Here is a 26,117-nt window from a genome sequence, read left to right on the forward strand (position 1 = left end):
GTTATGCTTATAGTTTAAATCAAAATCAATTTGTGTTAAATAATTCAAGTTGTAACATTTTACATGGATTTTGTAAAGTTCTGAAAAGAATAATTCAGATTATGGATTACCATTTTTTGATATGTTATAATTTTCTTATGGTAGGTGATAATCATGTTAAATATAGCTATTTGCGATGATGAGAATATCCAAACTAACTCTTTGAAGAAGGTTGTGAGCTGTTATCTTGAGTTAAAAGGAATTGAATATAAAATAAATGAGTTTTCAAATGGAGAAGCATTAATTACTGCAATAAATAAAAACTCTTTTGATATTATATTTTTAGATATTGAGATGGGTGGAATAAACGGAGTTGAAACTGCAAAAGAAATAAGAAAAACTCAGAAACATAGCATTATTATTTTTGTAACAGCGTATTCTGATTTTGTTTTTCAAGGATATGAAGTAAAAGCTCTCAACTATATTCTAAAGCCTTATAAAGATGAAAAAATCATACAGGTTTTGCAATCTGCTTTAGATGAGTTGATCTCTATCCAAGATGTTTTTTACATAATAGAAACAAAAAGTGGAACACAGAAAATTAACCTGTCTGAAACCTGCTATTTCGTAAGTGATCGACGTAAGGTCTGTGCAGTTACTTCACATGGAAATATAGAATTTTATGAAAAGTTGAATATACTTGAAAATCAATTGCCATCTTTTTTTATTAGAATACACCAACGTTACCTTGTTAATTTAAATTATATAAATGCAGTTGAAGGTAAAAGTGCTACTGTTAATGGTGAAAATTTGCCAGTAAGCAGAACATATAATCAAAATCTGGTTATAGCCTTTGCCAAAACTCTGCTTAAGTAGACATGTGAAAATAAATAACAAGTCAAATATACGAGTATACTGACTTGTTATTTATTTGAACTTGCCTAAGAAAGGAGAACTTATGAATGATCTTTTATCCATAGTGTCAGAGATAATCAAAGGCATTTATTTTTATAAGCTGGTAAATAAATTTGTTTGTGTAAAAGAAAACAAATTTATAAAGTTTATTGCTTTTTTTTCCATGTTTGCAATTTCAGGTGTAATTATTTATAATGCTGATGTTGTAAATATAAGTTATACTATGCTTTTGTTTTTTGTTGTAATGCTCACTTGTTATAGGGGTACAAAGATAGAAAAAATAAGTATTATTATGGTGCTTTACCCCATTGTAGTTGCTTTGAATTTTATAACAAAAGATATTTCAGTTAAATTATATTTCAGCTCAAGTCAAACACTATTTATGAGTAATCTGTGTGAAACTATTACCATATTATCTTGTATCTTTTGGGTTGTAATATATAAAATTTTTGGTGATAAATTCAAAAAAGCTTCAAGCTTGATTGATTATAAAACATGGCTTTTGGTTGATTTGATTTGCCTTGCACCATTTATCTCCATTTACGCAACAATTATTTTTACTCCATCTGGTAAAGAATATCAAGCTTATTTTATTGCTTTGGCTTGTATAATAACAAATTTAGGCGTAATTTATCTCATTGAATATATTGCAGAAAGCATTAGAATTAAAGCAGAAAATCGTAATCTAAAATTAGAATACAGTTATTATCAAGAACTCCTTAATAATCAACAAGAGGTCAGAAAATTAAGGCATGATATTAATAACCATTTAGGAGTAGTTTCCGCTTTCTTAGAAAATAAAGATTTAGAGGGTGCTAAAGAATATTTTGAATGCCTTTCAGACAAGTTTCAGGTTAGCAACAGACAGTTTTGCAATAATAGTATCGTAAATGCTGTTATAAATGCAAAATATAATTTTGCATTAGAAAATAATATTGATTGCTTTTTCAACATCTCAATCGATAAAGTTTTACCCATAGAAGATATTGATTTATGTTCAATTTTCGCTAACACCCTTGATAACGCAATTGAAGCATCCCTTAAAATAAACAAGCCCTCACAACGTAAAATCACTGTAAAGGCTCTCTTAGATAAAGGATATTTTAGTTATAATATTACTAATACCATTGGTTCAAAGGTTAATTTTTTTAAAGGTAAATATATCTCTGACAAAGAAGATAAGAAACTTCACGGTTTTGGTATAGAAAACGTAAGCTCAATAGTAAAAAAATACAATGGTATCATTGATATTAATTACTCAGAAACAAACTTTGAAGTCCTTATTGTAATAAAGGTTAACTAAAAAACCACCTAAGAATAATTTCCCAGGTGGTTAAATTTATTATTAATCAATACTATCTCTAATTAGTAACCATATTATCAGTCCTACAGGACCAAGTAAAAGAATTAAAAGGAATACCAAACACCCAGATTTTCCTTTCTCTGACGCATCCGCAGCAGCCCATATACCACACAGCAACCAAATTATTAACCATAATACACCCATATAGTTTCACTCCCCCGTGATTAAAATTAATTATTATTCTTTATTTCTTAATCTACAAAAATATTATTTTTATTAAAAAATAGTCTCTATATAATATATTAATGTAGTGATACTATTTATTCTTAATTTAAATCACACGTTGCTATAGGAAATATTACGTTAAAACGGAATTAAGTCATTTCCATCTATTATTTCAAAAGGATCATTCTTTTAGTGAATATACTTACAACCGCAGAACCATATCAACTTCCCCATCCACCACTTCACTCATTTTTTCAAATCCCAGTTTGGTATACATCTTCTCGGCGAGATGGTTTCCATCCTTACACGTAAGAACAATTTCATAGCATCTATCCTCATTTTTCATCCATTCAATGGCTAGCTTCATAGCCTGCTTTCCATACCCTTTTGACTGGTATCTCTCGTCTATCATGAGTTGCCAAATAAGATAATTATTATATCCCTCATTAAAACGCAACATAATAAATCCCACCATAATATCATCATTGTAAATTGCAAAAGGTGTAACTTTATCATAAGATGCAACTGCCCTGGCCAAGGAAATGTCATTCGATGTGACAAAATGTTCCTGGTCTTCAGCAACCTTCAATTTCAAACACTCTCTATAATTATCAGCCGTAACCTTTTCCAACCACACCATAACAATCTCCTCCCTTCCTATCACTCAAGAACTTTTCAATATAAATCTTTATTTAAAATTATATAACTATTATCAGCGTTCAAAGTTACATAATAATTACATTTTTTCTACAATTTAATAAGATAGTTTCAAATACTCTTAATTATAAAAAATAAGATAATGATCTCTCATTACCTTACATAGTTATATAGTGTATTGTATTTATTATTACTAATATTCTATCCTAAAAATAACACCTTATAACCTTAACACCATGTCCATTTCATCATCCACATAAACCTTTTTTTAACCGTAATTGTATGGAAGTCGCCCATCTTCTATAAGTGGGTGATGGATAATACTATTTTCAGAAGGGTTCGATATCCTTCTGAAGATACTATAGCTTACAAGTGTAAAATCATCAAAAATGTATATACTATAAGTATAAATGTTCTTTGATAACTAGATATATAAGGTTGTGATGGGTATACGAATATAGTGAAAACCAAGCTTAGCCTCCATCACGTAAAATATCTAAGGCAACTTAGAATACCGCAAAACGGTAACTACCCTAGGTCCTAGGGAAAGTCAAGCCTGAGGAGAACGCATAAGCCCTATATGGCGATGTTCTAGGAAACAGGAAAAATTCTAGTACATGATACTAGAAGCCCCCAGTTCTGCGTGAGCAACTGGTGGGAGGGTTCACTTATCTATCACCTTTATCTCTAATCAGTAACCAGATTATTAGCCCTATTGGACCAAGAAAAAAAATCAAAAGAAATACTAAAATTCCCGATTGCCCTCTGTCTGATGCATCCCTCGCACCCCATATACCACAGATCAACCAAATTATAAACCAAATTACACGCATAAAGTCCCCTCCATTATTTTAATTGATAGTTTCACTTTATTTTTGAAACAGCAAAAATATAAATATAAAAAGAATTACCCTTTTTATAATATATTACTGTTGTGGTGCAATTTATTCTTAATTATGATTACAGAATCATACTTGATTTTCTTCCCATTATTACTGTATTATAATAGTTTCCATCTTTATGAATACGATCTTTTATTAATAATCCTTCTTCTACAAACCCATATTTTTTATATAATTGAATTGCTTTTGTTTTCAATAATCATACATTACCTCCAGAGATTATATTGGATTTGTAATTATCAATAAAGTTAATTACATAAGGTAGCTCTGGACATTCAAAAAACTCTTTATTCTTAGCCATATGTACTAATTCATCAAGGGATACCCATTTTATTTCGCTAACTTCCTCTACCTGTAATTTAGCTGATGAAATATTAAATTCTTGTACTACTATATAGTTGTCCATAATTAATTTTCCACTTGTGGTTCTAGTTAATGGTTTTATATCTTTAGCTGGAATTTCAATTCCAATCTCTTCATAGACCTCTCTTATACAACCATTTAAACTAGTTTCTCCTGCACTTACACAGCCACCATGGGTTGCCCAAATATTCGGAGAGAAATTTTTCAACTCAGATCTCTTTTGAATCAATATCTCAAAATTACTATTAATAATCCAAATATTTGCGGCCAAATAATATTGTCCCTCTTTCAAAGTCTCTCCTCTCATAAAAACTTCTCCAGTTTTATGACCATTAATATCATAAATATCACATAATTCTGCCATCCTCTTACCCTACCCTCTATATAAATATTTCAATTATTAATTATACAATAAATTACAATTCAGACTCTATCTTTTTTACTTTGTATTCTCTTCAATCCATTTATATAATTCATCACTTTCGAAAATTTTCGTGCATGCTTCATGTCCCATATCAGGAATAATTACTAACTCTACTTTGCCACCTACTTCCTTAAGTGCATCTGCTATTTCCAAACTTTCTTTAACATTAATTGCCGTATCAAGTTCTCCATGAACAATATAAGAAGGAATATGACTTATTAGATTGGCATATTTAGGCAACATCGCTCCCCCTGCCACTGAAACAATACTTGAAAATAATTCCGGTCTTTGCATAGCAAAATTCCATGCTCCATAGGCACCTAAACTAATACCCACTAAACATATTTTACTTATATCCGCATTGTATTTACTCTTTATATCTTTTAATAAAAGCTCAATATCATTAATGTGTGTACCCCAAAAATTATTAGAGTGACACTGAGGAGAAACAATAATAAATGGTATATTTATCTCTTTTGCATATCTATGTATCCCATATTTCTTTACAAGATTGATGTCATTTCCTCTCTCCCCTATACCATGTAAGAATAGTATCACTGGAAATGATTCATCTTTTTTTTCATCATAGTTATCTGGCAAGTTTACTATATAATTAAGAACATTTCTTTTTTCAACATATGACATATCAGTAACTTCTATCATAATTTGCACCACCTTTTTATTTCATTTACCCTAATTCTATATATTTCAATTTTTATTTAATAATTCCTTTAAATTCTTCTTTAATGGATCTATATGATATAATGTATTTGCTTTTGATAATCTTATTGAACTAAAATAATGAGTAACAATAGGACAACTTTTTAACTTAAAGTTGTCCTATTGTTACTCATTATAAGAAAATGTGAATTAATAAAATTCTCTATTGTTGTTAATTTCTTTAGCCCTATGAATTAGCTTGTTATATAAATAAACATCCTTAGCATCAAAGTAGTCTTCAGTAAACTTATCCAAAGAAAACCAATCTACATCACTATTTTCATCTTCCTTTACTGTGAGTACTTCTTTTTCACTTGCTATAAGAATATATGCTACCGAAAGATGTTGATGTCCACTAACATACTTATTTCTTCTCACATGCCCATATACAGGTAAAATATCAATAGACACAATATTTTTTGTAAGAGGTATTACAGCATTAATACCTGTTTCTTCTTTTGCCTCTTTAATTGCAACTTTTAAAAAGTCTGAATCTCCATCAACATGTCCACCAGTCCAAGCCCAAGTATTTCGTATATTGTGGTGAACCATTAGCACTTTATCCATTTCATTGTTCATTATAAATCCTGAACTTGTAATATGTGCGAATTCATTTTTTCTTAATAAAATGTTATGTGGAAATGTCTCTATATAATCAAGAATTATCTTTTTATCTTGTCTTTCTTGTTCGTTGGCAGGAATATATTCCATAATCTGATTTATATAATCCATTGATGTCCTCCTAATATTTATCTACTTCAAAGCTTTCAATTTTTTTTATTTTACTCTTTGGAATACCTAGAAATGAATAAGTAATCTTAATTCCTTGAATGAATTCTGTATTACTATTTTTATCAAAATAAATTTCTAAATCTAAATTTGGATTATCAGTTTTAATTGCATAGTTTTTAATATCTTTATATGAAGCTTTAGGTTTAAATGAAAGTTCTTTAGAAACCGCTCCTGTTGTCTTACTTTCATCAATATAAAATTTATAATGGATATCCTCATTTTTTATTCTATTACCATTTTTATCAACAAGCCAACAATTTTTAATTTTACAATTAATAAATCCTTCCTTATGCATGTTAAATCCAAGATAATATTTTCTATTTACATCATAGTTATCAAATCCAGTTTGAGATACAAAATGGATATCATTAGTATATCTTATAAAGATTATAAACATAGCTATAAGAAAAATACTTACACCTATTCTTTTTTTAATTTGCATTTTCCCTCCCTATACTCTTTTATTATAAATCAATTAATTTCATTACTGATCTTCTTTTTTTAATTACTTCTTCTATATATTTCAAAATAATTTCAAAATTTCTCCACAAAGAGTATGCACACAGTATGTTTATAAGTATTTAAGTTTCATCAAAACGGAATCTCATCATACCTCATTTTCATTCTCTTAATTTGATCCAATAATGTCTCTCTATCAGCATTACTTAAAACTAATATCTCTAAATCTCGAAGCCCTTCATAGACTTCCTTATTCACCTTATCCTCATAACTTAACGCTTGAATTTTCATAAATAATTGCCTCCCTATATTTTAAATAAAATCCACTTACAAGTATCAATTTCATATTTTATCTGAAGTCCTCTCTCGATCCCATTAATTACACTCATGCAATTAAATATATACATCACGTTTCCCGCTAGTTTTTCCATCTCGCTAGTCATTACCTTATGTATTTTTACAACTTTCTCTTCACAATCTTTAGTAGTAACCCTGAACCTCACTGGATGAGGTATGCCTTCCTTATCAAACCAAGCAACAACTTCTATTGGCATTGCAACTACTTTCATATCATTTAACCTCCACAAACACATGTTTGTATATATTATATCATACTTTTATTAAGTTTATTCAACTAAACTAAAAAAAAAGAAAAAACTCGATGTTTTTCCTTCTTCTTCTTATAAATATTTATATTAATATACCTTTTGTTATGCAGATTCTTCCAAATGATTTTTTTGAGATATCTTCTCCGGTAATTCTCCCATAAATTTATACGTTAACGGTGCTTTTTCTTTTAATTCTTCATTTGTTTTATCATTTAAGTAATACATTGCAAAAGCTTCAGCAAAATATTCTTCACAATAACCTCCTCTGTAACCATCATTTGGAAATAACTTTTCACCTTCTACATTCATAATACTGATAAATTCGTTTAGACCCGATATCTTATCAAAAACATAATAATCAATTGCATGTGCAGTTTCATGCAATTCTAAGTTTATTGCACCATGTCCATTTTTATAAGAAGGTTCACTGTATCCAATTCTAGCTACAACTAGATTACCACCTAGACCAGGAATATCATCCCACGTTTTCCCTGTATTTTCCCATCCTCTTGGAGTAACACCTTTTAAATAAATATATTCATCAACATCTGTTACATTAGTATTTGTAAGCTTAATTTTTACATTTGCATTGGAAAGTTCTTCAAGTATTCTATGGTCTATTTTTGATAATCTGTTAATCATCTGTTTAGCCTCAGATTCATCATAATCAGTCTCAGGAAGAACTACTAGCTTGTCCATTATCTTATCATCATTAATATCAATGGATGCTATACTAAATTCCATTTCAACTGAGTGTTTTAAGTATACATTTTTTTTAGAATGCATTGTATCATTAATAGTTAATGTATACTTTTCTCCAGCTTGATAACCTTCTGATGGTGAACATACAATTATGCTTTTATTATCATCTCCTACAATTATATCTACATAAACACGAAAACCTTCACTATCTAATACATAAATATCATTAAATAATATTTTATCAAAATCAATTTCATCATTAAAATGTATTGTCCAATTTTTATATTGATCTACTACTCTATTTCCCGTAATATCTTCTGCCATTACATTACAGTTAAAAAGCAAAAGGACACAAAACATAGTTATATATACTATTTTTTTCATCATTCACCATACTCCTTTCAAACTAAATATATTCTACTTTCTTCAGCTAAAATCCTTCTAGAAATAAAAACTCCAGAACACCCTTTATTATGTTCTGAAGTCTTTATATTAATTTTATTTATTTATTTATTATTGTAAACTTAATCCAATTTGATTTATTTAACTCTTCTCCACTTTCAGAGATCAATCCATTTACAATTAAGTAATATGTTTTTCCTTTCTGATACTCATATTTTGGAGTTATCTTTATTGTTTTATTATTTACTACTGTGCTAAGTACCTCTACCTCATTGCAATTTTCATCATATACCTTTATACCATTGCTTTCAGAGCTAATCAAATCAATTATTTCATCCAACTCTATAACCCATTCCTTATTCTCTAAAACATCTTTATACTCTTTCATTTTAGTTTCCATATTAAGACTTACATTTCCTATATTGAATTTGTAAGTAATTTTTTTGCTAATTGGTTCTCCTAAAACAGAAAGAAGTTTATTTGTAACATATAATTTATAGGATGCTCCTAAAGTATAATTTTTTACTGGTGAAACAGTTACTTCATTTTTTATAGGGTTATATTTTAATACTGCTTCTACTTTGTTACCTGATGAATCTTCCACATATATACTCTCTTTTGTCATTGTGGAAATATCTATTGGTCTATTGAATTTAACTTTTATTTCTTTATCTTGCATAAAAGTCTTTGGAGTACTGAAATTAATAAAGTCAAATTCCCCTTTATCTAATTTAATTATTGTGAAAGTACTAAATTTAGTTATTCTAAATTTAATTCCTAATTCCCCTTCTTTGTACTCTACAACTTCTCCTTTAGTTACTACTTTTTCTCCATCACTATGCTCAATAAATACTGCTAAATTCTTTAAAAACTCTTTTCTGGCTTTTGATTCTTTCGGTATTGATACATCCTGTAAAGGAAGAATAATATCTACTGCTTTCGAATCCATATTTGTTTCTATAGTCATCGGTCTTCCTACTACTGAAACCGAAGTATCCTGTATGGCTTCTTTTACTATTTCCTCTTTTTTTGCTCTTTTGATAATTTCTTTTTTACCTTGAGTTTTTTTAATTGGAACTAGTTTAAAGAACAAGTCTTTCTTCATTTCTTTATCTAAACTTTGTATTGATTCTTTTGGTATATTTATTCTTGCATTTTCAGTGTCTATTTCCAAGCTAATGTTTCCTTTTGCTAATGTACTTATTGACCCTTTTGGGATATTTATCCTTGCTTCTACTACTTTATCCTTTTTATCTGGTAAGACTATTCTTGCTGTATCTTTGCCTTCTTCTTTTAGCTTTTCTGATGTTGCTTTGGCTTGTTCTACCTTATATACAACCTTATCTTTTTTATCCCCATTTTTTTCTGTTGTTCTTACTATATCTATCTCTGAAACAAGATTTTCTTTTCCATCTGTTACAGTAATATTAATTTTTTCTTTAGTTACTTCATCATTTGTATCTTCTTTTGGATTATATCCTGGATGCTCTCTTCCACTATCTCCAGTATCAGTATCTCCTGTATTTTTGTCTCCCTCATTATTATCTCCATCATTATCTTCTCCGTCCTTATCCTCTTCATCTGGATCTGATGGATAAACATCGACAAACTCAGAAGTCATAGTGATATACTTATCAAATGAGTAACCTTTTACTTTCTCACCATTCTCTCCTACATAATCACTTAATACTTCATAAGATACTTTTACAACAACATCACCATTGTTTTTAATTTTTAAAACTCCGTTATCATCAATACTTGCAAGTGTTTTCCCTTCAAGTATTTCATATTTAACCTTATTTTTATCAATACCAACATAATCATCAGACGATGCAGCTGCAACAGATTCTAGATTTTCAGGAATCCCCTGAACATCAATTTTATAACTACTTCCCATTTTAACAATGTTTTCTGAAATTACCTCTTCGTCATAACCAATTACTTCATCAGTTGTCATTGGAACATCTACTTCTTGTCCTGTGAATATATTTGTCATTTTTTTCATGGTTACTTCGTAAATAGGTTTCTTTATTGTTCTTGTACTGTTAGGAATATCTGTTGATATTACAACGTCTTTGATTGGCGCAATATTTCTAATAACTTCTGTCTTATTCTTAGTAATATTTCCAAAATCATCACTCGACTCAATTAAGAGCACTGTTTTAACATTTTCCTTATCAACAGGAACATTTCCTTCATAAATCCCTTTCTCATCAACAGGGATTGTTACTCCATTTACTTTTATTTTAGCTCCAACTTCTGTTCTTCCACTTACTACTACACTGTTCATATCACTAGAAATATATTCATTGTTTTGAGGACTGTTTATTAAGAGTTCTGGTCCTCTAGTATCAATATAAAACTTTAAGGATTCGTGTGACACATCACCATTTTCAGTTCTAGCTATTACATCCAGATAATGAACACCTTCAGTTAATTTATCCATTTGCAAATCAACTTTTTTAGATAAATCTGTTGTATTCTGCAGTTCTACTTTATCCAATAAAATCTTAATAGTAGCATTCTGATCTGTTTTTATAGTCAAAAGTGGAGATTTTTTATTTGCCCCTTTTACAGCAATATCTTCAGTGGTTGCTTCACCATCAGCATTAATCCCATAAGAAGTTTCTGTTCTAGTATAAGTATTCTCATCACCAAAATCTATATTTATGGATGCTGGGTTCGGCTTTGGTAAATATATTTTCTCACTATAAGTTGTTTCACCAATAATTGTTGAAGTATCATCAATTTTCTTAACTGGAGTTATTCCAACTATATAATCTTTGCCTGACTCTAATCCTGCAACTGTTGATTCTTCTGGATTTTCAGGATTGAAAGTTTCATAAACTCCACCAATTACAGCTTTTTTAATATTTCCTTCTACTGAAGCTGATCCAAAACTATTCATTAACTCTTTATTTTCATCAAATACTTCAATATAGTATTCATCTACAGTTTCACTGTTCTCCCAAGAAACATCTAATAATCCATTTCCGATTGTACTTGCCTTAACATTAGTCACTTTTTCTGGTGAATGAGGATTAATATATTCAATAGAATTTTTAGAGTATGCATATCTATGACATAATCCTTCTGTTTCTAAAATAATTTTGATACGATAGTTTCCACTTGGAGTTCCTTTTGGAATATCAATAGTGTAAGAATCAGGTCCTCCTTCTTCAACGTTATAGAATCCTAAAAGTACGCCCATGTCGTTTTCAAGTTCATCATCTTCGTTTACAATCTTGCTATCATCAACTAAGTAGAAACCGAAAACAGTTCTATCAGTCTTTTTATTTTCATCTGCAGTGTATCTATAATTACTTCCTTCCCAAGAAACATCTAATTTCTGTGTTGAAAGTGAGTTTTCCTTTATTTCAACTGAGTCTTTCTCCAATTTCGGCATTCTTTCGATTTCATAAATACTGCTAAGTTCATTATCAATAGCTACAGTTGAATATAAATAATATTTACCATTATTCTCGAATGGGAAAAGCATTGTATTATAAGTTTTATTATTTATTTCCCTTTCATTGAATAATACGCTGATATCTCCTTCTGGCAGTTGGATTATATTATCATCCTCATCAGTAATGTAAAATACCTCTGCGTCTTGTATGTTTTCTTTTGAAACAAATTCAGCCACTATATCTGAACCGTAAGAACTATTACTATCTTGTACATCTATAATGCTAGCATCTAAAATATTTTGGTTTGTTAGTTCTTTATTTGAACTCACAAAGAACTTAGCTCCTGATAATCCAGCTTCAAACCCTTTAATTATTCTGATGTTTTTATTATTATATTTTGTATCCATATGCTTAAGTGAAGTATCTTTTTCACCTATCACTTCTTTACCATCAAAAGTAGTTCCAGTTAGCTTATAAACGTCAATTTCCAATTCATCATCGTGCATAAAAGCAAGCACTGTATTTTCCTTAGTATCCATAGTTACTTCATAGATATATTCATTTTTTATTTCATCACTTATAGTATCTGTATAAGTAATATAATTAGAAAGTTCTACATCTGAAACAACAACAAATTCAACCTCTTCTTCACTTGAGTCAAATCCTATAAATGTCTCGTAATTTTTATCGTTATAAACATGATTTACAGAACTTAGAGAATATGGAGTATCTCCAATTATATCTGAAACCTTCCCATCTTCCTCGTGCTGTTCTCCTGTTTTAGCATATAAAGAGATATTTGGTTCTTCTTCTCCTTCATACTCAAAAACTAGTTTTGTATTACTTTTAACGTATCCTTTAACATCATAAACATACTTGTCTTCTAAACTTAACTCGTTATGATGATAATTACCTTCTGTTATTGTTAAAGCAGTTTTTGTACCAATATAATCACTATCCACTGGTACAGGTGAAAATACGTTATTATACTTATTAAAAGATGTTACAGACTTAATTTTTTTAAGAGAATTATTATTAATTTTATTCTCTTGTTTTTCAACATTTGTACCGATCAAATAATCAACTTTCTCACCATTATCATCGAATGTAGTTCCTTGATACAAACCACCCTTCGGTTTGATTAGGTCCTCTCCGTTATTAAAAGGTGTTGGTGCTAAAAGATTATTGTACTGTTCTGCTTGTCCAATATCAAATTTAAGCTTCCCTCTCCACCAATAAGTTGCACCAATGTCTACAGTTTTAAAGAGCAGGTTAATTCCCATAGCACCCCAAATCTTCTTGCTACTTACTCCAAAAGATACTCTTCCAATATTCTTTCCACCAACAATAGGAACGCTTCCTGGAATTTTTACCGTTAATCTACTAGAACCCTCAAAGAATATATCTGATATAGTTAATTTGGCTTCTCCAATTAATACATCTTCAATATTTATAGTACCCTTTGCTCTTAACCTGAAAAGTTCTGGTCCTCCTGTAATCCAAGTTAATCTCACACCTACATCTCTAAAAATATCAAGTTTCTTTATAGCTGCCCTTTCAGCACCTATTTCCAAGTACCTTTTTGTAAATTCTCCTGTAAATTCACCATCTAAAGTTTTTACAACATTAAGGTCCATTAAAACAACTACTGTAAATATTGCCTCTGGATTATCATAATAGGGATTAGTAAGTTCTACTAGATTACGAACACCACCACCAAGTTTTGTAATATACGCAGCACCTGCAAATATTGGAATACCTGGTTTTCCTCCTCCTGCTATAATACAATCACTTAGATACCAAGTATCATTTCTTTTTTCTTTTATCATCTTGAATTCTATATCACATTTTACAACCTGTACTTGAGCTCCACCTACTATTCCAAACTCACCATTATAAGTATCAACTCTTACATTAAGATTCATTTCTTTAATTATACCAATAGGTTCTGGTGCAGCTTCTGCATTTACAACTATACCTTCGTATCCTTTTGTTGAGAAGAAAACATCTTCAGCATTTACTACAACATTACCTGGGAGCATTGTTAAATCAACTGTGGCATCAAAGGTCAGCATATCAAGTTCATCATCTTGAACTACCCTTACTCCTCCAATTTGTACAGGTAATCCGTCCATGGCTTTGTTTAAAACTGCTCCCACTCCATCAAGATTGAATTGTACTGGTGAAATGCCCTCTTCTATATCCCATAGGGCATATTTATTATTATCTGCAAATTGAACTGAGAACATATCCATCCAGAAATCAAAACCATCACCTGAATTAATTCCAAGTATTCCTAATCCTGTAACAGATATTCCACCAACATCAGTTAATATTAAATCATCTGAACTCAGAATATTACCTTTAATTAAATCTACAGTTTGTTTTGCTTTAACAGCATGATCCATTGCTTCTCCAACATAACTGAAATCAAACTCCGCATCAGATAAAACTCCTGGTATTGATGTCCCTCCTGGAATTAATTCAAAGCTTTCAGGAATAGTTGTAGTTTTAGTTAATGCTTCTTTTAAAGTATCAGTCATACCATCATTTTCCCCTGAGAAATATTGAATAGAAGTTCTATTTTTCTCAACTAACGGTGGAAGATACTGTATAGTTATAGGAATTGCAGAAGTATAAGTAATGATGTTGTTTATAATAGCTTTTTTGTGTTGTGCATAAACAACATATTTTGATAACTGTCCGTTATCTCTAACACTTCTTATGTCACCACTTATTACCATAAGTACTTCTCTACTAAACTCATCTCCATCTTTTTTATTTGCTTCTTCTAATGCCTTATTTAATTCTTCAAGTTGAGTTTCATCTTTAATTGGTATTGGATGATGATAAATAGTTTCCCCATCTTTACTATCTGATACAATAGCCAACATACCATAGGTCCTTGGCATAACTGCTTTATCTTTCGACACTGTGATTGTACCGGGTATTTTATATATATCATCTTTTAATATATATTTAGATTCATCAGTACCTTCCGTGAATAAATCATTTAATATTTTTATTCTGAAATCCATCTCTCCAACATCAAATTGTTCTTCAAACATTATTTCTAATGAATTAGTTTCAAGAACTACATTAATGTTGTCAGATGAAACAACCTTATATTCACCTTTGTTTATTCTATATTGCAGTTCCCAGCTTTCCTTATTAGATAACAAAGGTATGCCTGTACAATTAACTGTAACAAGATTCTTACCGCTGTAATAAATCTCATTAGGAGAAATTGTTCCAAATGTTATTTGTGGTGGTGCACCACTTTTTGATGGAAGAACTAGTCCCTTTGAAACAGTATAAATTTCTTCCAGCTTAACATCTCCAACTTTTTTCCCTTCTGGAAGCTCATCTCCCTCTTGATACACATTACGTCTATCATATAACTGTACCTTATATTTTGTAGCGTTGTATTCTTCTCCAGCTGTAGCTTTTAACTTCCATCTGAATGTATACTGTCCGCCCTTTTTGATAAGCTTTGTACCTTTTAATCCAGCATCATTATTAAGTGAAACAGCTCCACCAGCATCATCAAATGTAAGATATGCCATTACATCATATATTTCCTCTGAATTAGGAAGATTATTTTCTATCATTACTGCAATTTCAAATTCACCATCGTTTACATATCCAGTTTTATCTTCATTCACTACCATTTGAGTTGGTGCTAATATATTAGTTGCATAAGTAAGTTCTTTATCTATTATTTGCCCAAGTCCAAGATAAGTTTCAAAATTAATGGTTTCATTATTACTAACAGATTTTGGTTCCCAATAATAAGCTATTGCTGTATCTTTGCTTCCATAATCACTTTCAACTGTAAAATTCAATTCCTCATTAACAGTGTAATCATAAGAAGTCTCTGATAGCCCCTGCCAATGACCTATTATTAACTTATCTGGTTTTATATTTCCCCATCCATTGGTATACCCATATCCAACAACATTAGGAGCAAACTCATTGTCCGTTGCTCTCCATATATCAGGTACGTTTTCCCCAGTAAATTCTATCTCTTTATCAAAAAAGTTATCCCCTATTTTTACTGCACATCCATCATTATCCCCTATCATGAGATCCTGTAATATTCTGGCACCTATATTAACCTCTCTGCCAGTATTATTTTCAAGTGCGTATTGAATATATACATTACCATAATTCGTATTGTTAGTATCATTTATAACACTTAATCTCTGAATAATATTGATTGCATTATCATTAGATCCAATTTTATAAGTTGTTACAATTGAATCTCCTTCTTTGACTGTTTGTCCAATCAATTTAGCTTTTTGAGAAAGTGAATAGGCATAGTTTTCACCAAATATATATTCTTCCCCATCTATTCTAAAAGTTGTGAAGGATGTTTCATTTTCTCCATCATAAAATAATAATGTTTTTTTCGAATCATTAGGTCTTATAGGATTACCAAGTTCTGTAGATCTTATATTAAACCTTCCTTTATTATTAACAGAAAACTCAATTACATTATTCCCATGAGTAACAGGTCGTGTTATTTCACTTGCCCAAGTTACTGCTGGGAATGAAATATTAAATATTAAAATCAAAAATAATACAAACGATATTATTTTTTTCATATTATCTTACATTCCTTTCTCTATACTTTAGACACAAATTTTTATGACTCATCATTCACTATAGAGATTTCATAGTATACTTGATTTATACCTGTCTCAAAATTGCAGTGCTTCAATGAATTTTCAGTATGTATAAATTTAGTTTTCACTTGAAATCTCAATAATGTATTTCCTTGAATATGCCTAGTATATGATTTAATTAGTTTTAGTGAAATAAATTGTTAAACTAGTAGTTTGTCCATTTAAGTCCCTAATGTAAATAGTGTACCATCCTGTTTTGTCAACAGAGAATTTCATTTCATCTTTGCCTTTTTTTCCATCATCAACAGTATCATATCTTATATCAAACAACTGTCCCCCTTGCTTGAATCTTCCATGCTTAACTGTTTCTTTTAAATATTTAATCTTCATGTTTTCAATAAAATTAAATACTCTTATATCAACTTCTTTATTCATTGTGACAAATGGCTCAGGATTTTCTCTTCCATCTACTATTACTGTAAAATCATCTCCAACAACTTTTACTGCTCTATCTACACTACATATATTTCCTGCTGTATCACTAACAGTATAAGTTATTGTTTTATCTCCTTCTGTAGTTATATCCAACTGAGAGATATTGACTTTACTATGAATATCTCCATCATGTGTGTCATAAGCAATAAAATCATTTAATTTAGGCACTTCACCTTTAAGAGTAACAACGTAATCATTAATAAGCTCGATAGTAGGTTTAATTCTATCAATATTCCTTACTCTTATTAAAATTGTTTTCTCATTTCCTGCTGCATCACTAACTCTCAATTGATAGTAGCCATTATCATCAAATTTAATTTTTATATCTCTTCCATTAACCTTAATACTTTGATTAATACTATTATCATTATTATTTTGGTCAATATCCTTATTAAGAATTAAATATTCATCTTCATCTATTGTTACAGTTGCAGTTACATCATTTTTTGTAAGTTCTGTTTCAGAATATTTAACTTTATATGCTGGTGCCGCTCTATCAATATTGTCAATAGTAGCAGTAATTTCAGTTATATTTCCTGCTGCATCAGAAACTCTGAATGTGAATTTTCCATTTTCCTTAAACAAATAACTGTCAATATTTCCAATAGTATTTAACACTTTAATTTCATACTTTTCTTGGTCATCATTTACAAGTTGAACGCTTACTAACACATCTTCCTTTGTTGATTTTTTTGATGCCTCTCCATTATAGATAAGTTTAACTATTGGTGCTTCTCTATCAAAGTTAGAAACTGCTAAGTTAACAGTTGCTTCATTTCCTATATCATCTCTGTATCTAACACTATATACTCCATTATTGTCAACATTAAACTCATATTTAGTTACAGAATTTCCATCTTCCACATCTTTATACTTAATACCATCTTTTCTTATTTCTAAAACATCAACAGGCTTTGTAGATAGAAACTGTACTTTAATATTATTTGCATTTGTAGGTTGTGTATAAAGAGAAAATAATCCTGCTCTTACTGGCTCTTTATCTATACAGTCTACTGAAGCTTTAAGGGTACTTATATTCCCTACTGTATCTGTAGCAACAATAGTTACAACCTTGTTTTCTGTAAATTCATAACTAAATGGTGCACTGTTATCTTCTACTCCATCAAACTCTACTTTCTTAATTGAATCATCTGAAGTTATAGTAAGAAGAACATTTTTGCTTGTCTTTCCGTTCAATAATTTACTAATATGATCAGTTCCATCTATTGTATAATCTAGATTAATAACCGGACCTGTCTTTTTAATTGTATTAGTTAAATCAATACTTACCTTACCTATGTTGATACCATTTGAAATCAAGAAATCGTATTTCATTCCCACTACAAAAGTTCTAGTACTTTTCCCTGAATTGTTAACAACATAGTATTCCTCAGGCATAGTAATGCTTGCTGTAATATTTTTATTAACAACACCAATACTTTCCACATTATCGTAGACTGTATCTTGTCCTTCCACCTGATATGCTGCAGATACCTTAGTTAAATCAAGTTCAGTATTAATAGTATTTATAATTTTTTCTTTTTCTGCTTTATTCCCTGCACTATCCTCAAAATAGTATTTTACAGTACCATTAATTCTTGTTGTTACTGTGTTAGTGATAATATTGTATACTACTCCACCTGCTGCATAGTTGTTTTCAGCAGTAAATTCTAAAACAGCATTATCTTCTTTTATAAATTCTACTTTAGTAACTGAAGTGGAATTTTTATCAGTAATTTCAATAGCTGCTGCTCTAGTATATCTATCAACTTCTGAAATCGTAATATTACCGCTTGGAACCGTCTTATCTATGTTTGTTATAACACATTCCTCTGTAGATATTACATCTTCACTATCCTTCTCGAGAAGATCAACTTTTATTGTTCCATTTTCCTTTACTTTAAATTCCGCTTTTATATAATTCTTGTCTTCATTTTCATCTAATTTAGTAAATATAATTGACTCTAATTCTATCGCTATATCATTAAAACGAATATTTTTGATTACCTTCTCTGAAGGAGCTTCAATTATTACAGTAATTTCTTCATTTGTTACTGTATCCGGTGTTACAGTAAATATATTCTCATCAATATTTGATATTTTGATTTTATCGATAATGATGTCCTTAGAAGCTTCATTACCTGCTTTATCCATATAAGCAACTGTTATTGTATCATTCTCATTGAATGTAATAACTTTTCCTCTATGAAGTTCCTTTCCTTCACTGTCTTTTACACTCTTAATTATTACATCTTCATCAAAAGCCAGAGAAACTTTAACTACTGAATTAATTTCTTCTATAGCTTCATATTCCTCTTGTGTAATCTCTTTTGACTCTCCCTTTTCATCAGTATACGTATAAGCAAGTACTGCCTCAGGTGCTATATTATCAAGTACAAACTTTCCAAATCTACTTTTAAAGATTCTTTTACCATCAACTAGTTTAGCATTTAAGTAATACTCACCATTTTCATTATCAAAAGTTACTGTATCTCCATTATTATACTCAATCCAACCTTTATCATTTTCATCTACTGCTTCCTCTGATGTTGAGAATTGATAATATATCTTTGGATTTTCAATATTGATATATCCACTACCTGTTGGTCTTTCTGCTGTTAATGTACAGTCAATAGACTTATACTTATGGCCGAAAATCTTGTTTGTATTTAATCTTATAATTGGTTTATCATCTGATATCCATGTAACTTTTGCAATATATGTATTTACATTACCTGCCTCATCAGTAAGAGTAAATACATGCTCCTCATTCTCTGTAAAAGTATAAGCATTTTCACTTAAAACAATGTCATTTGTATCAGAAATATTATCCTCAACATTATTTAATGTAACAGTAACTTCTCCTTCTACAATTCCCTTCTCGCTTGATGGTGAATAAATCAACTCAGCGGTTGGAGGTGTATTGTCATAAATTGCCTCTGCTTTAATAGTACTTTCTGTTATTTGTTCAAGACTATCATAAAATTTGAAATAAAAACTTTGAACTTCGCTTGTACTATTATCTAGCTGTATATTAACTATTTCAGAAGTTGAGCTGAAAGTACCTCTTTTAATCTCTGTATTACATGTCTTATCACTATAAATCACATAAGTATATTCAAGTTTGTCATCTACTGATTTATTCAATGTTAAAGCTATATTTCTGTCCTTTGTGATAATAATACCTACATTATCTATTTGGAACATTCCAATGTCTGGTGCTGTTGAGTTAATAATATATTTTTCTGAAACACTATTACTCACATTACCATATGTATCTGTTGCTCTAACATGTAAATACCATTCACCATCTTTATTAAACTCTGGTGTATCAATTTTAAAATCCCTAGAATTAACCCCTGAAATATCCAGAACCTCATAACTTTGAGGAATTTCAATAGACTGACTCCATTTATATTCAAGAGTATTAATACCACCATCATCACTACCTCTTATATGTCCAATTACACTTTTATACCTATTTCCTATTGCATTGTCATAATCAAAATTAATAGTAGGGAACCCATTATTATCTAGAAGAAAATCCTGTTTTACAATAATTTCATTGCCACAAATGTCTTTAGCGTAAATATGTAAGAATACATATCCATTAAGAGTTTCTTCCTTCCAGTCTTTAGTTTCTAAAAATGATTCTTCAGTAAGTAAATCACCATAATCCTCATTACTAAATACATCGTAATCTTCTGGTAATTCTGGCAATTCAAGCTCAAGTTGTTTCCATATTTTATCCTCTTTATCTCTAGTTAAATTACTATTGCTAAAGTAATACTTAAATTCTGTTAATAAGGTATGCTTATCATTAACTGTTACCCTTACCTTATGATTTTCTAGTGGATTATGGAATCCCTCACTAAGTGATTCAAAAGTCACAACAGGCTTTTCTTTATCAAAATAATAAGGTTCTGAAACAATGTAACTTATATTCTCAGCTTTATCATAAGCTCTAATTAGCAGATAATATGATCCATGTTCTCTTTCATCAAATGAAGGTATAGGTATATTATTTTTAGAATAATTGTTAAGATTATCCCCTGTCATCCAATCCTTATAATTATCTCTAAGCAAGTTATATGTATATGTTCCTTCTGTATACATTTCTTTCATATCAATTGTGTTTTCATTCAAACTTGTTGGAGAAACCCAACGGTATTCATACTTATCGTATCCTGAATGTTCTTCTTGTAACATTTCGAAATTTATATTCAAATCACCTACATATTGGTTTGTCCCATTTGGCGATAACTTTACATTAATGTGTGTATTGTCCATATGTATAGGTTGTGATGTCTGCCAAGATTTATTTCCTGCTAAATCTTCCATATAGGTGTGAATATAAAATTCCCCCGTAATTTCACGTCTATCATCATACAATACATCACTTGCTGTTCCATTTACGTAATTCACATCTTCATATGTACCAGTTTTATTAATAATGTCATACCTTTCGTCATATTGACTAAAGCTGTTGACACCTATATATAAATCATCATCAATTACTACATCCTTAATTCCTGAAATATCACTATAACCCGAATTTGGATTATCTCCTGTTCTAGTATAAGGATATACTTTTGCACCAAGTATACTATCATCTATAATTCCATTAGTTGGATGCTGTGAACTTTTACTAATTACATAGTAAAACACTCCATCTGAAAGCATACTGCCTATTTCAACAGGTGTAACAATTACTAATTGTTCATTTTTATAAGCTTCAGAAGAAGAATAACTAAAATCAACTCTAGGCTCAGTAGTATCTACAAAAATATTCTTATCTTCATGGTTGATCTTTGGAAATAGCATTGTAGCGTATCTGTCCTCTCCTGTTTGAAACATTCGAGCATAGTTACCATAGTCATCTTCAATTCCCATAGTTTTAGCCATATTAAAAACTTGATTATAGTATTCTTTATTCGCAGCACTAGCAGTGATAGTATGATTTAAAGAATTGGTGTTAGTATCATTTTCTGATACGACGTATTTATAAATAATCCACTCATTTTTAGAATAGCCTGCTGATGTATAATTATCTATATTAGCCTTTGCTCCATTAGTTAATGGTAGGTATCCGCTGCTGCTTACATATGCCTTTTCATTATCTAATAGCTGATCTAGCTTAACTTTAATATATACAATATCACCTACATTAAGGTATCTGCCTACCCCCTTGCTATCATCCCCATGAGCGACCTCATACTCAACTATGCTTATTTCTGGTGGATCTCCATCTATAGTAATATCTAACCCAGATACGTCTGAATAGCTATGACTACTGCCAGCAGTAAACTCATTTTCATAAGCATCTTTTATTTCAAACTTTTCAATATCAGATAAAAAACTACTTTTATTAATTAATGATAATCTCTTTTTATTTACAAGCCCATCTCTATCAATTTCCCTAGCATAATCGCCATATGCCACATCATACCTTAATACAATAGATTTCTCATCCTTTTTATATAAATACTCAAAACTCCCTGTCCCCGCTTCTCCAATAGTCATGTTAGTTTCAATGTATTTATCCGCTCCTGTTTCTGTAAGCGTTATATCTTCATCAAAAGTGATTACCATATCTACATAATTATCATCCCCGCTAAAGCTTAATCTTTCGCTGCCTCTTGTAAGTGGACTTGAATCATAGCAATCATCATAATAAACTACTGATTCTATCTCTGGCGGAACATCATCAATTATTGCATATTCAAAATTAATATCTGTCATGAGGATTTCATCTTTATCTCCACCACTCATTTCTATATATAATGTGGTATCGGATAAAGAATATAATTTTCTATCCCCTGGTGCACTTTCATAATATCCAGGGGTTTGAGATCCAGTTACCCCATTTTCATAATGATACAGCTTATAGGTTACATCCTCATCCTTATTCCAAACACCATCATCATCTTTTGGATTATTTTCACCATTAAAATACATTTCCAAATCAGCGCTTTCAATTTCCATAGTATTAAAAGCTACTCTGTAATAAATATTATATCCTTCATTCTGATACTCCATAATCTCATCAAATTCCTCTTGAGACATAGTATAAGAATATTTTTTACCATCATCAGTAATACTTAGTGATCCTCCAAAATAGGATATGCTATTCCATTTCCAATCTGAATCATTTCCATCTTTACTTATAAGCAAATTACCACTTACAGCAGCATAAACTTGTTCAGTTCCAAAATTAAAGAAATTTGCGATAATAGCCATCGCTAAGATTGCAACTGTGAGACATGTTTTGTTTTTCATTGTCACTCCTCCTATCCCTTATTTCTCTCCTATTTTTCCATTTCCAAGATTAATATAACTATACACTATTTTTAAATTTACTTATGATTTCCCATCGAATAAGCAATCAGAGATTTTCTAAAAAGTTATATCAATTTTAACTCCCCAATATTTATATAAATGTATAATTACCTTTAATTTCTAAATACGTATCTTCTTTGTCCCATCCAAACTTCGCTTTACAAATTTTAGTACTATTAATCTTTTAAATTCGCCTACATCTGCATATACGGGACATGCAAAAAAAAAAACAATATAACTAGAATAGCTCATAACACTGTTTTAAATATTTTTTACCATAAATATTTATTCCCCCTTACTAATTCAATATAAGACCCTCAGAAACTTCAAATCCATTGATATAACATAATATTGATTTCAATAAAAATTCTGTTCACCCCAAGAATCACTTTTTTTATTTAATACGTGAAAGTTTTCACTTGCCAAATAGCAATAAATCATAAACTTAAATATAGATATTATTTACATTTAATTTTGAAAAGTGATTTTTTGATAAAACTCAAGTATTCTCACGTTATTTATCAAAAATTTGTTGATTCTTACTTTAATATGTTTTATAGCCAAACAGGTCAAAATTATAACTAATATCTGGATATTCTCTATAAAGATTATCTCCATTCATATTAATCGGTATTTTTTTCAAAATAGTACTCATTTATATAATATATACCAATATATGAATTTTTTCAACATTAAAACCCTATATTTCGAACCTCAATAACCCAGTAATCGACAATTTATGAATAAATACTTAAAATATAAAAAAGCCGCATAAATACTGCCTTATGATAAAATTCGTTTGCGAAACAAATTTTATCATAAGGCAGTATTTATGCAGCAATTACTTTATATTAACACATTAAATAAGCATATTATTCACCTATGAAACGCTCAAACCCATCAACATATTTTGTTGGTAAAAACTCAACTATTTCATAATCAACCTCTTCAAGTGACTTTATGTACTTTAATGATAAAATAAACATTAAAGTTCTCCTCCAAAAAACTTTTTTTTATTTACCATATTGAATACCTTAAATCCTAAACATCACAACTTAGAACCGCAGCATCACAACACGCTTCTTCCACCCTATCACACAAGAACTTTTCAATATGAGTCTTATCAGTATCTTCTATAATAAAAGGTATGTTAACTATTTCATTGATTCCAAAAGTCTTTTTATTTATAACTAATATTAATGTATTTTCATTGAAACTATATCTTACTGCGTTTTTCCACGCAATTAAACTTCCCCAATAATATATTCCCTCTTCACCAAGACCTTCTTTTTCATTATGTCTGTATCCCAACACTAAAAGTAAAGGAACATGAAAATAAAAAAGAAATATTATATCTGAATTGAATTCCTTAAATCCCTTTGTCAAAATTACCGTTTGTATAAAAAATGATATCAATACTGCTATAAAGCATACAACTTGATTTTTCTTATTTTTTCTTTTAAGTATAAATTTTAATTCTCCATCCTTTTTCTTTTGAATTCTTATATTAATATAATCATATAGTATTATTGCAACTATACTTATGCCACATATAAGCTTTAACCAAGTGTATGCACTTAATCCTATGAATTCCCAATAAAAAAATCCTTTTGTTGCTAAAAACATACCTCCACCAATTGTTACTATGGTAAAAATCAACATACCTACAATGCTAATAATTTTATTTTTCATAATTATACCTCAAGGATCTCTTTCTTTTATTATAGTTTTTCTATAATACTCTTTTAATTCTTCTGTTTTAGGAAGGCAACAGTAATACCTTCATCTTTTACTATTTTCCTACCTTTTATTTTTCTATCCGATATACCTATCTTCTCGTCTTCTTTAATTTTAACATCTTCTATAGTAGCTATTTTTTCATTGTAAACATTATATAGATTTATATTAACATTTTTTTGTTTTATTTCTGGATAAGTAAAATTATCTTGACCTAATTCAAACTTTTGAGTTAACTTTTTATTTTCTTTATCAACAAACTCAAAATAATTAACATAAAAAAATTCAGAGTATCCTTCTGGTGTCGTAACGAACGATACAACTTGACCAATTCCGCTTGTGTTTTTTGTTATAAATAATTCAAAACATATTTTTTCACATGCTTCTTTTATAATTTCTCCATCATGTTTTTCAAAAACCATCTTATTACCATATTCATCAAAATAAGTAATCCTAGGAATTGTATTTTTATTTACTTGTTTTCCGCTTTTTATGTCTATCCATTTTCCTTTTGCATTCTTAATGTATATTGGTACACCTTTTTTTATTTCAGAATTTCCTTCTCCTTTGTGTAATTGCTTAAGTGAATATCCTCTCTTTCCAATCACCACAGTAAATTTAGGAATCTCTGCAAAGACTATAGTTTGCATAAAAAATGCTATTAATAAAAACATTGCTATTAATTTTGTCTTTGATTTCATAGCACATCTCCCTTTTTATATTTTGTCTTAATAAAATTATATAACTATAATCACTTGCTTTTGTTACATAATAATTACATTTTAATTGATATTCAATCTTAGATTTCCAAATCTTTAAAGCATGCTACAAGACTATTTGTAGTTCCTAAATCAATACAAATTACAGCCATAATATTTTCTCGCCTTCTTCTTCTATCTAAAATGTTCCTTAATATACTTTTTCCAGCTCCAAACCACATTTTATCACATAAAACCCACAATTTTTATTTTGATTTAATGTAATATTATCAGATTTTTAATACAAATTTTAATTTATACTGTCCCTTTTCCAAAAATATTCAATAATAAATAAAATA

The 26,117-nt window shown here is 29.6% G+C and carries 17 protein-coding genes and 1 pseudogene; 2 read left to right on the forward strand and 16 right to left on the reverse strand.

The features are described from left to right. The first annotated feature begins 153 nt into the window (after positions 1-153). On the forward strand, positions 154-855 hold the full coding sequence (locus tag KDK92_RS04100) for a LytR/AlgR family response regulator transcription factor (RefSeq protein ID WP_250857781.1): 702 nt from the start codon (positions 154-156) through the stop codon (positions 853-855). An 82-nt stretch (positions 856-937) separates the two neighbouring features. Then, positions 938-2,197, forward strand: coding sequence for a sensor histidine kinase (locus KDK92_RS04105; protein ID WP_250857782.1), 1,260 nt, complete (start codon positions 938-940; stop codon positions 2,195-2,197). Positions 2,198-2,239: 42 nt separating this feature from the next. On the opposite strand, the gene KDK92_RS04110 is transcribed toward KDK92_RS04105, so the two are convergent. The 16 genes and pseudogenes from KDK92_RS04110 to KDK92_RS04185 form a co-directional block, all read right to left on the reverse strand. After that, the gene (locus tag KDK92_RS04110) at positions 2,240-2,401 is read right to left on the reverse strand and encodes a hypothetical protein (protein WP_250857783.1); all 162 of its coding nucleotides are present in this window, start codon (positions 2,399-2,401) and stop codon (positions 2,240-2,242) included. A gap of 223 nt (positions 2,402-2,624) precedes the next feature. Then, entirely contained in the window at positions 2,625-3,062 is a 438-nt protein-coding gene (locus tag KDK92_RS04115) for a GNAT family N-acetyltransferase (RefSeq protein WP_250857784.1), read from the reverse strand. A gap of 685 nt (positions 3,063-3,747) precedes the next feature. Then, positions 3,748-3,912: a hypothetical protein gene (locus KDK92_RS04120; protein ID WP_250857785.1), complete on the reverse strand. Its 165-nt coding sequence runs from the start codon at positions 3,910-3,912 to the stop codon at positions 3,748-3,750. A gap of 127 nt (positions 3,913-4,039) precedes the next feature. Then, positions 4,040-4,171, reverse strand: a pseudogene (locus KDK92_RS04125) (GNAT family N-acetyltransferase); the annotation flags it as partial. A 9-nt stretch (positions 4,172-4,180) separates the two neighbouring features. After that, positions 4,181-4,708 carry an NUDIX hydrolase gene (locus KDK92_RS04130; protein ID WP_250857787.1) on the reverse strand — a complete coding sequence of 176 codons (528 nt, stop codon included), beginning with the start codon at positions 4,706-4,708 and terminating at the stop codon, positions 4,181-4,183. Between the two features lie 75 nt (positions 4,709-4,783). Beyond that, positions 4,784-5,431: a carboxylesterase family protein gene (locus KDK92_RS04135; protein WP_250857788.1), complete on the reverse strand. Its 648-nt coding sequence runs from the start codon at positions 5,429-5,431 to the stop codon at positions 4,784-4,786. Between the two features lie 207 nt (positions 5,432-5,638). Next, positions 5,639-6,220 (reverse strand): NUDIX hydrolase, encoded by a 582-nt coding sequence (locus KDK92_RS04140; RefSeq protein ID WP_250857789.1) that lies wholly within the window; start codon positions 6,218-6,220, stop codon positions 5,639-5,641. Positions 6,221-6,230: 10 nt separating this feature from the next. Continuing rightward, entirely contained in the window at positions 6,231-6,722 is a 492-nt protein-coding gene (locus KDK92_RS04145; protein ID WP_250857790.1) for a hypothetical protein, read from the reverse strand. Positions 6,723-6,871: 149 nt separating this feature from the next. Further along, entirely contained in the window at positions 6,872-7,030 is a 159-nt protein-coding gene (locus KDK92_RS04150) for a hypothetical protein (RefSeq protein ID WP_250857791.1), read from the reverse strand. A gap of 14 nt (positions 7,031-7,044) precedes the next feature. Beyond that, a complete protein-coding gene (locus KDK92_RS04155) occupies positions 7,045-7,308 on the reverse strand; it encodes a hypothetical protein (protein WP_250857792.1) in 264 nt (87 codons plus the stop codon). Positions 7,309-7,449: 141 nt separating this feature from the next. Next, positions 7,450-8,436: an anthrax toxin lethal factor-related metalloendopeptidase gene (locus tag KDK92_RS04160; RefSeq protein ID WP_250857793.1), complete on the reverse strand. Its 987-nt coding sequence runs from the start codon at positions 8,434-8,436 to the stop codon at positions 7,450-7,452. A gap of 115 nt (positions 8,437-8,551) precedes the next feature. Then, positions 8,552-16,468 (reverse strand): Ig-like domain-containing protein, encoded by a 7,917-nt coding sequence (locus KDK92_RS04165; RefSeq protein ID WP_250857794.1) that lies wholly within the window; start codon positions 16,466-16,468, stop codon positions 8,552-8,554. 195 nt (positions 16,469-16,663) lie between these two features. Then, positions 16,664-23,263, reverse strand: a complete 6,600-nt coding sequence (locus KDK92_RS04170; RefSeq protein WP_250857795.1) for a DUF5011 domain-containing protein — start codon at positions 23,261-23,263, stop codon at positions 16,664-16,666. Between the two features lie 1,101 nt (positions 23,264-24,364). Continuing rightward, the gene (locus KDK92_RS04175; RefSeq protein WP_250857796.1) at positions 24,365-25,015 is read right to left on the reverse strand and encodes a hypothetical protein; all 651 of its coding nucleotides are present in this window, start codon (positions 25,013-25,015) and stop codon (positions 24,365-24,367) included. A gap of 53 nt (positions 25,016-25,068) precedes the next feature. After that, the gene (locus tag KDK92_RS04180; RefSeq protein ID WP_250857797.1) at positions 25,069-25,761 is read right to left on the reverse strand and encodes a hypothetical protein; all 693 of its coding nucleotides are present in this window, start codon (positions 25,759-25,761) and stop codon (positions 25,069-25,071) included. Positions 25,762-25,859: 98 nt separating this feature from the next. Then, complete coding sequence (locus KDK92_RS04185; RefSeq protein WP_250857798.1) at positions 25,860-26,000, reverse strand: hypothetical protein; 141 nt, start codon at positions 25,998-26,000, stop codon at positions 25,860-25,862. Positions 26,001-26,117: the final 117 nt, after the last annotated feature.

The organism is Oceanirhabdus seepicola, from assembly GCF_023684385.1.
In the GTDB taxonomy this organism is placed as follows: domain Bacteria; phylum Bacillota; class Clostridia; order Clostridiales; family Clostridiaceae; genus Oceanirhabdus; species Oceanirhabdus seepicola.

Coding starts and splice junctions, on each gene's coding strand:
- KDK92_RS04185 (WP_250857798.1), bottom strand. CDS start 26,000: ATGTGGTTTGGAGCTGGAAAAAGTATATTAAGGAACATTTTAGATAGA.
- KDK92_RS04140 (WP_250857789.1), bottom strand. CDS start 6,220: ATGGATTATATAAATCAGATTATGGAATATATTCCTGCCAACGAACAA.
- KDK92_RS04100 (WP_250857781.1), top strand. CDS start 154: ATGTTAAATATAGCTATTTGCGATGATGAGAATATCCAAACTAACTCT.
- KDK92_RS04160 (WP_250857793.1), bottom strand. CDS start 8,436: ATGATGAAAAAAATAGTATATATAACTATGTTTTGTGTCCTTTTGCTT.
- KDK92_RS04130 (WP_250857787.1), bottom strand. CDS start 4,708: ATGGCAGAATTATGTGATATTTATGATATTAATGGTCATAAAACTGGA.
- KDK92_RS04175 (WP_250857796.1), bottom strand. CDS start 25,015: ATGAAAAATAAAATTATTAGCATTGTAGGTATGTTGATTTTTACCATA.
- KDK92_RS04135 (WP_250857788.1), bottom strand. CDS start 5,431: ATGATAGAAGTTACTGATATGTCATATGTTGAAAAAAGAAATGTTCTT.
- KDK92_RS04110 (WP_250857783.1), bottom strand. CDS start 2,401: ATGGGTGTATTATGGTTAATAATTTGGTTGCTGTGTGGTATATGGGCT.
- KDK92_RS04105 (WP_250857782.1), top strand. CDS start 938: ATGAATGATCTTTTATCCATAGTGTCAGAGATAATCAAAGGCATTTAT.
- KDK92_RS04145 (WP_250857790.1), bottom strand. CDS start 6,722: ATGCAAATTAAAAAAAGAATAGGTGTAAGTATTTTTCTTATAGCTATG.
- KDK92_RS04165 (WP_250857794.1), bottom strand. CDS start 16,468: ATGAAAAAAATAATATCGTTTGTATTATTTTTGATTTTAATATTTAAT.
- KDK92_RS04170 (WP_250857795.1), bottom strand. CDS start 23,263: ATGAAAAACAAAACATGTCTCACAGTTGCAATCTTAGCGATGGCTATT.
- KDK92_RS04150 (WP_250857791.1), bottom strand. CDS start 7,030: ATGAAAATTCAAGCGTTAAGTTATGAGGATAAGGTGAATAAGGAAGTC.
- KDK92_RS04155 (WP_250857792.1), bottom strand. CDS start 7,308: ATGAAAGTAGTTGCAATGCCAATAGAAGTTGTTGCTTGGTTTGATAAG.
- KDK92_RS04120 (WP_250857785.1), bottom strand. CDS start 3,912: ATGCGTGTAATTTGGTTTATAATTTGGTTGATCTGTGGTATATGGGGT.
- KDK92_RS04180 (WP_250857797.1), bottom strand. CDS start 25,761: ATGAAATCAAAGACAAAATTAATAGCAATGTTTTTATTAATAGCATTT.
- KDK92_RS04115 (WP_250857784.1), bottom strand. CDS start 3,062: ATGGTGTGGTTGGAAAAGGTTACGGCTGATAATTATAGAGAGTGTTTG.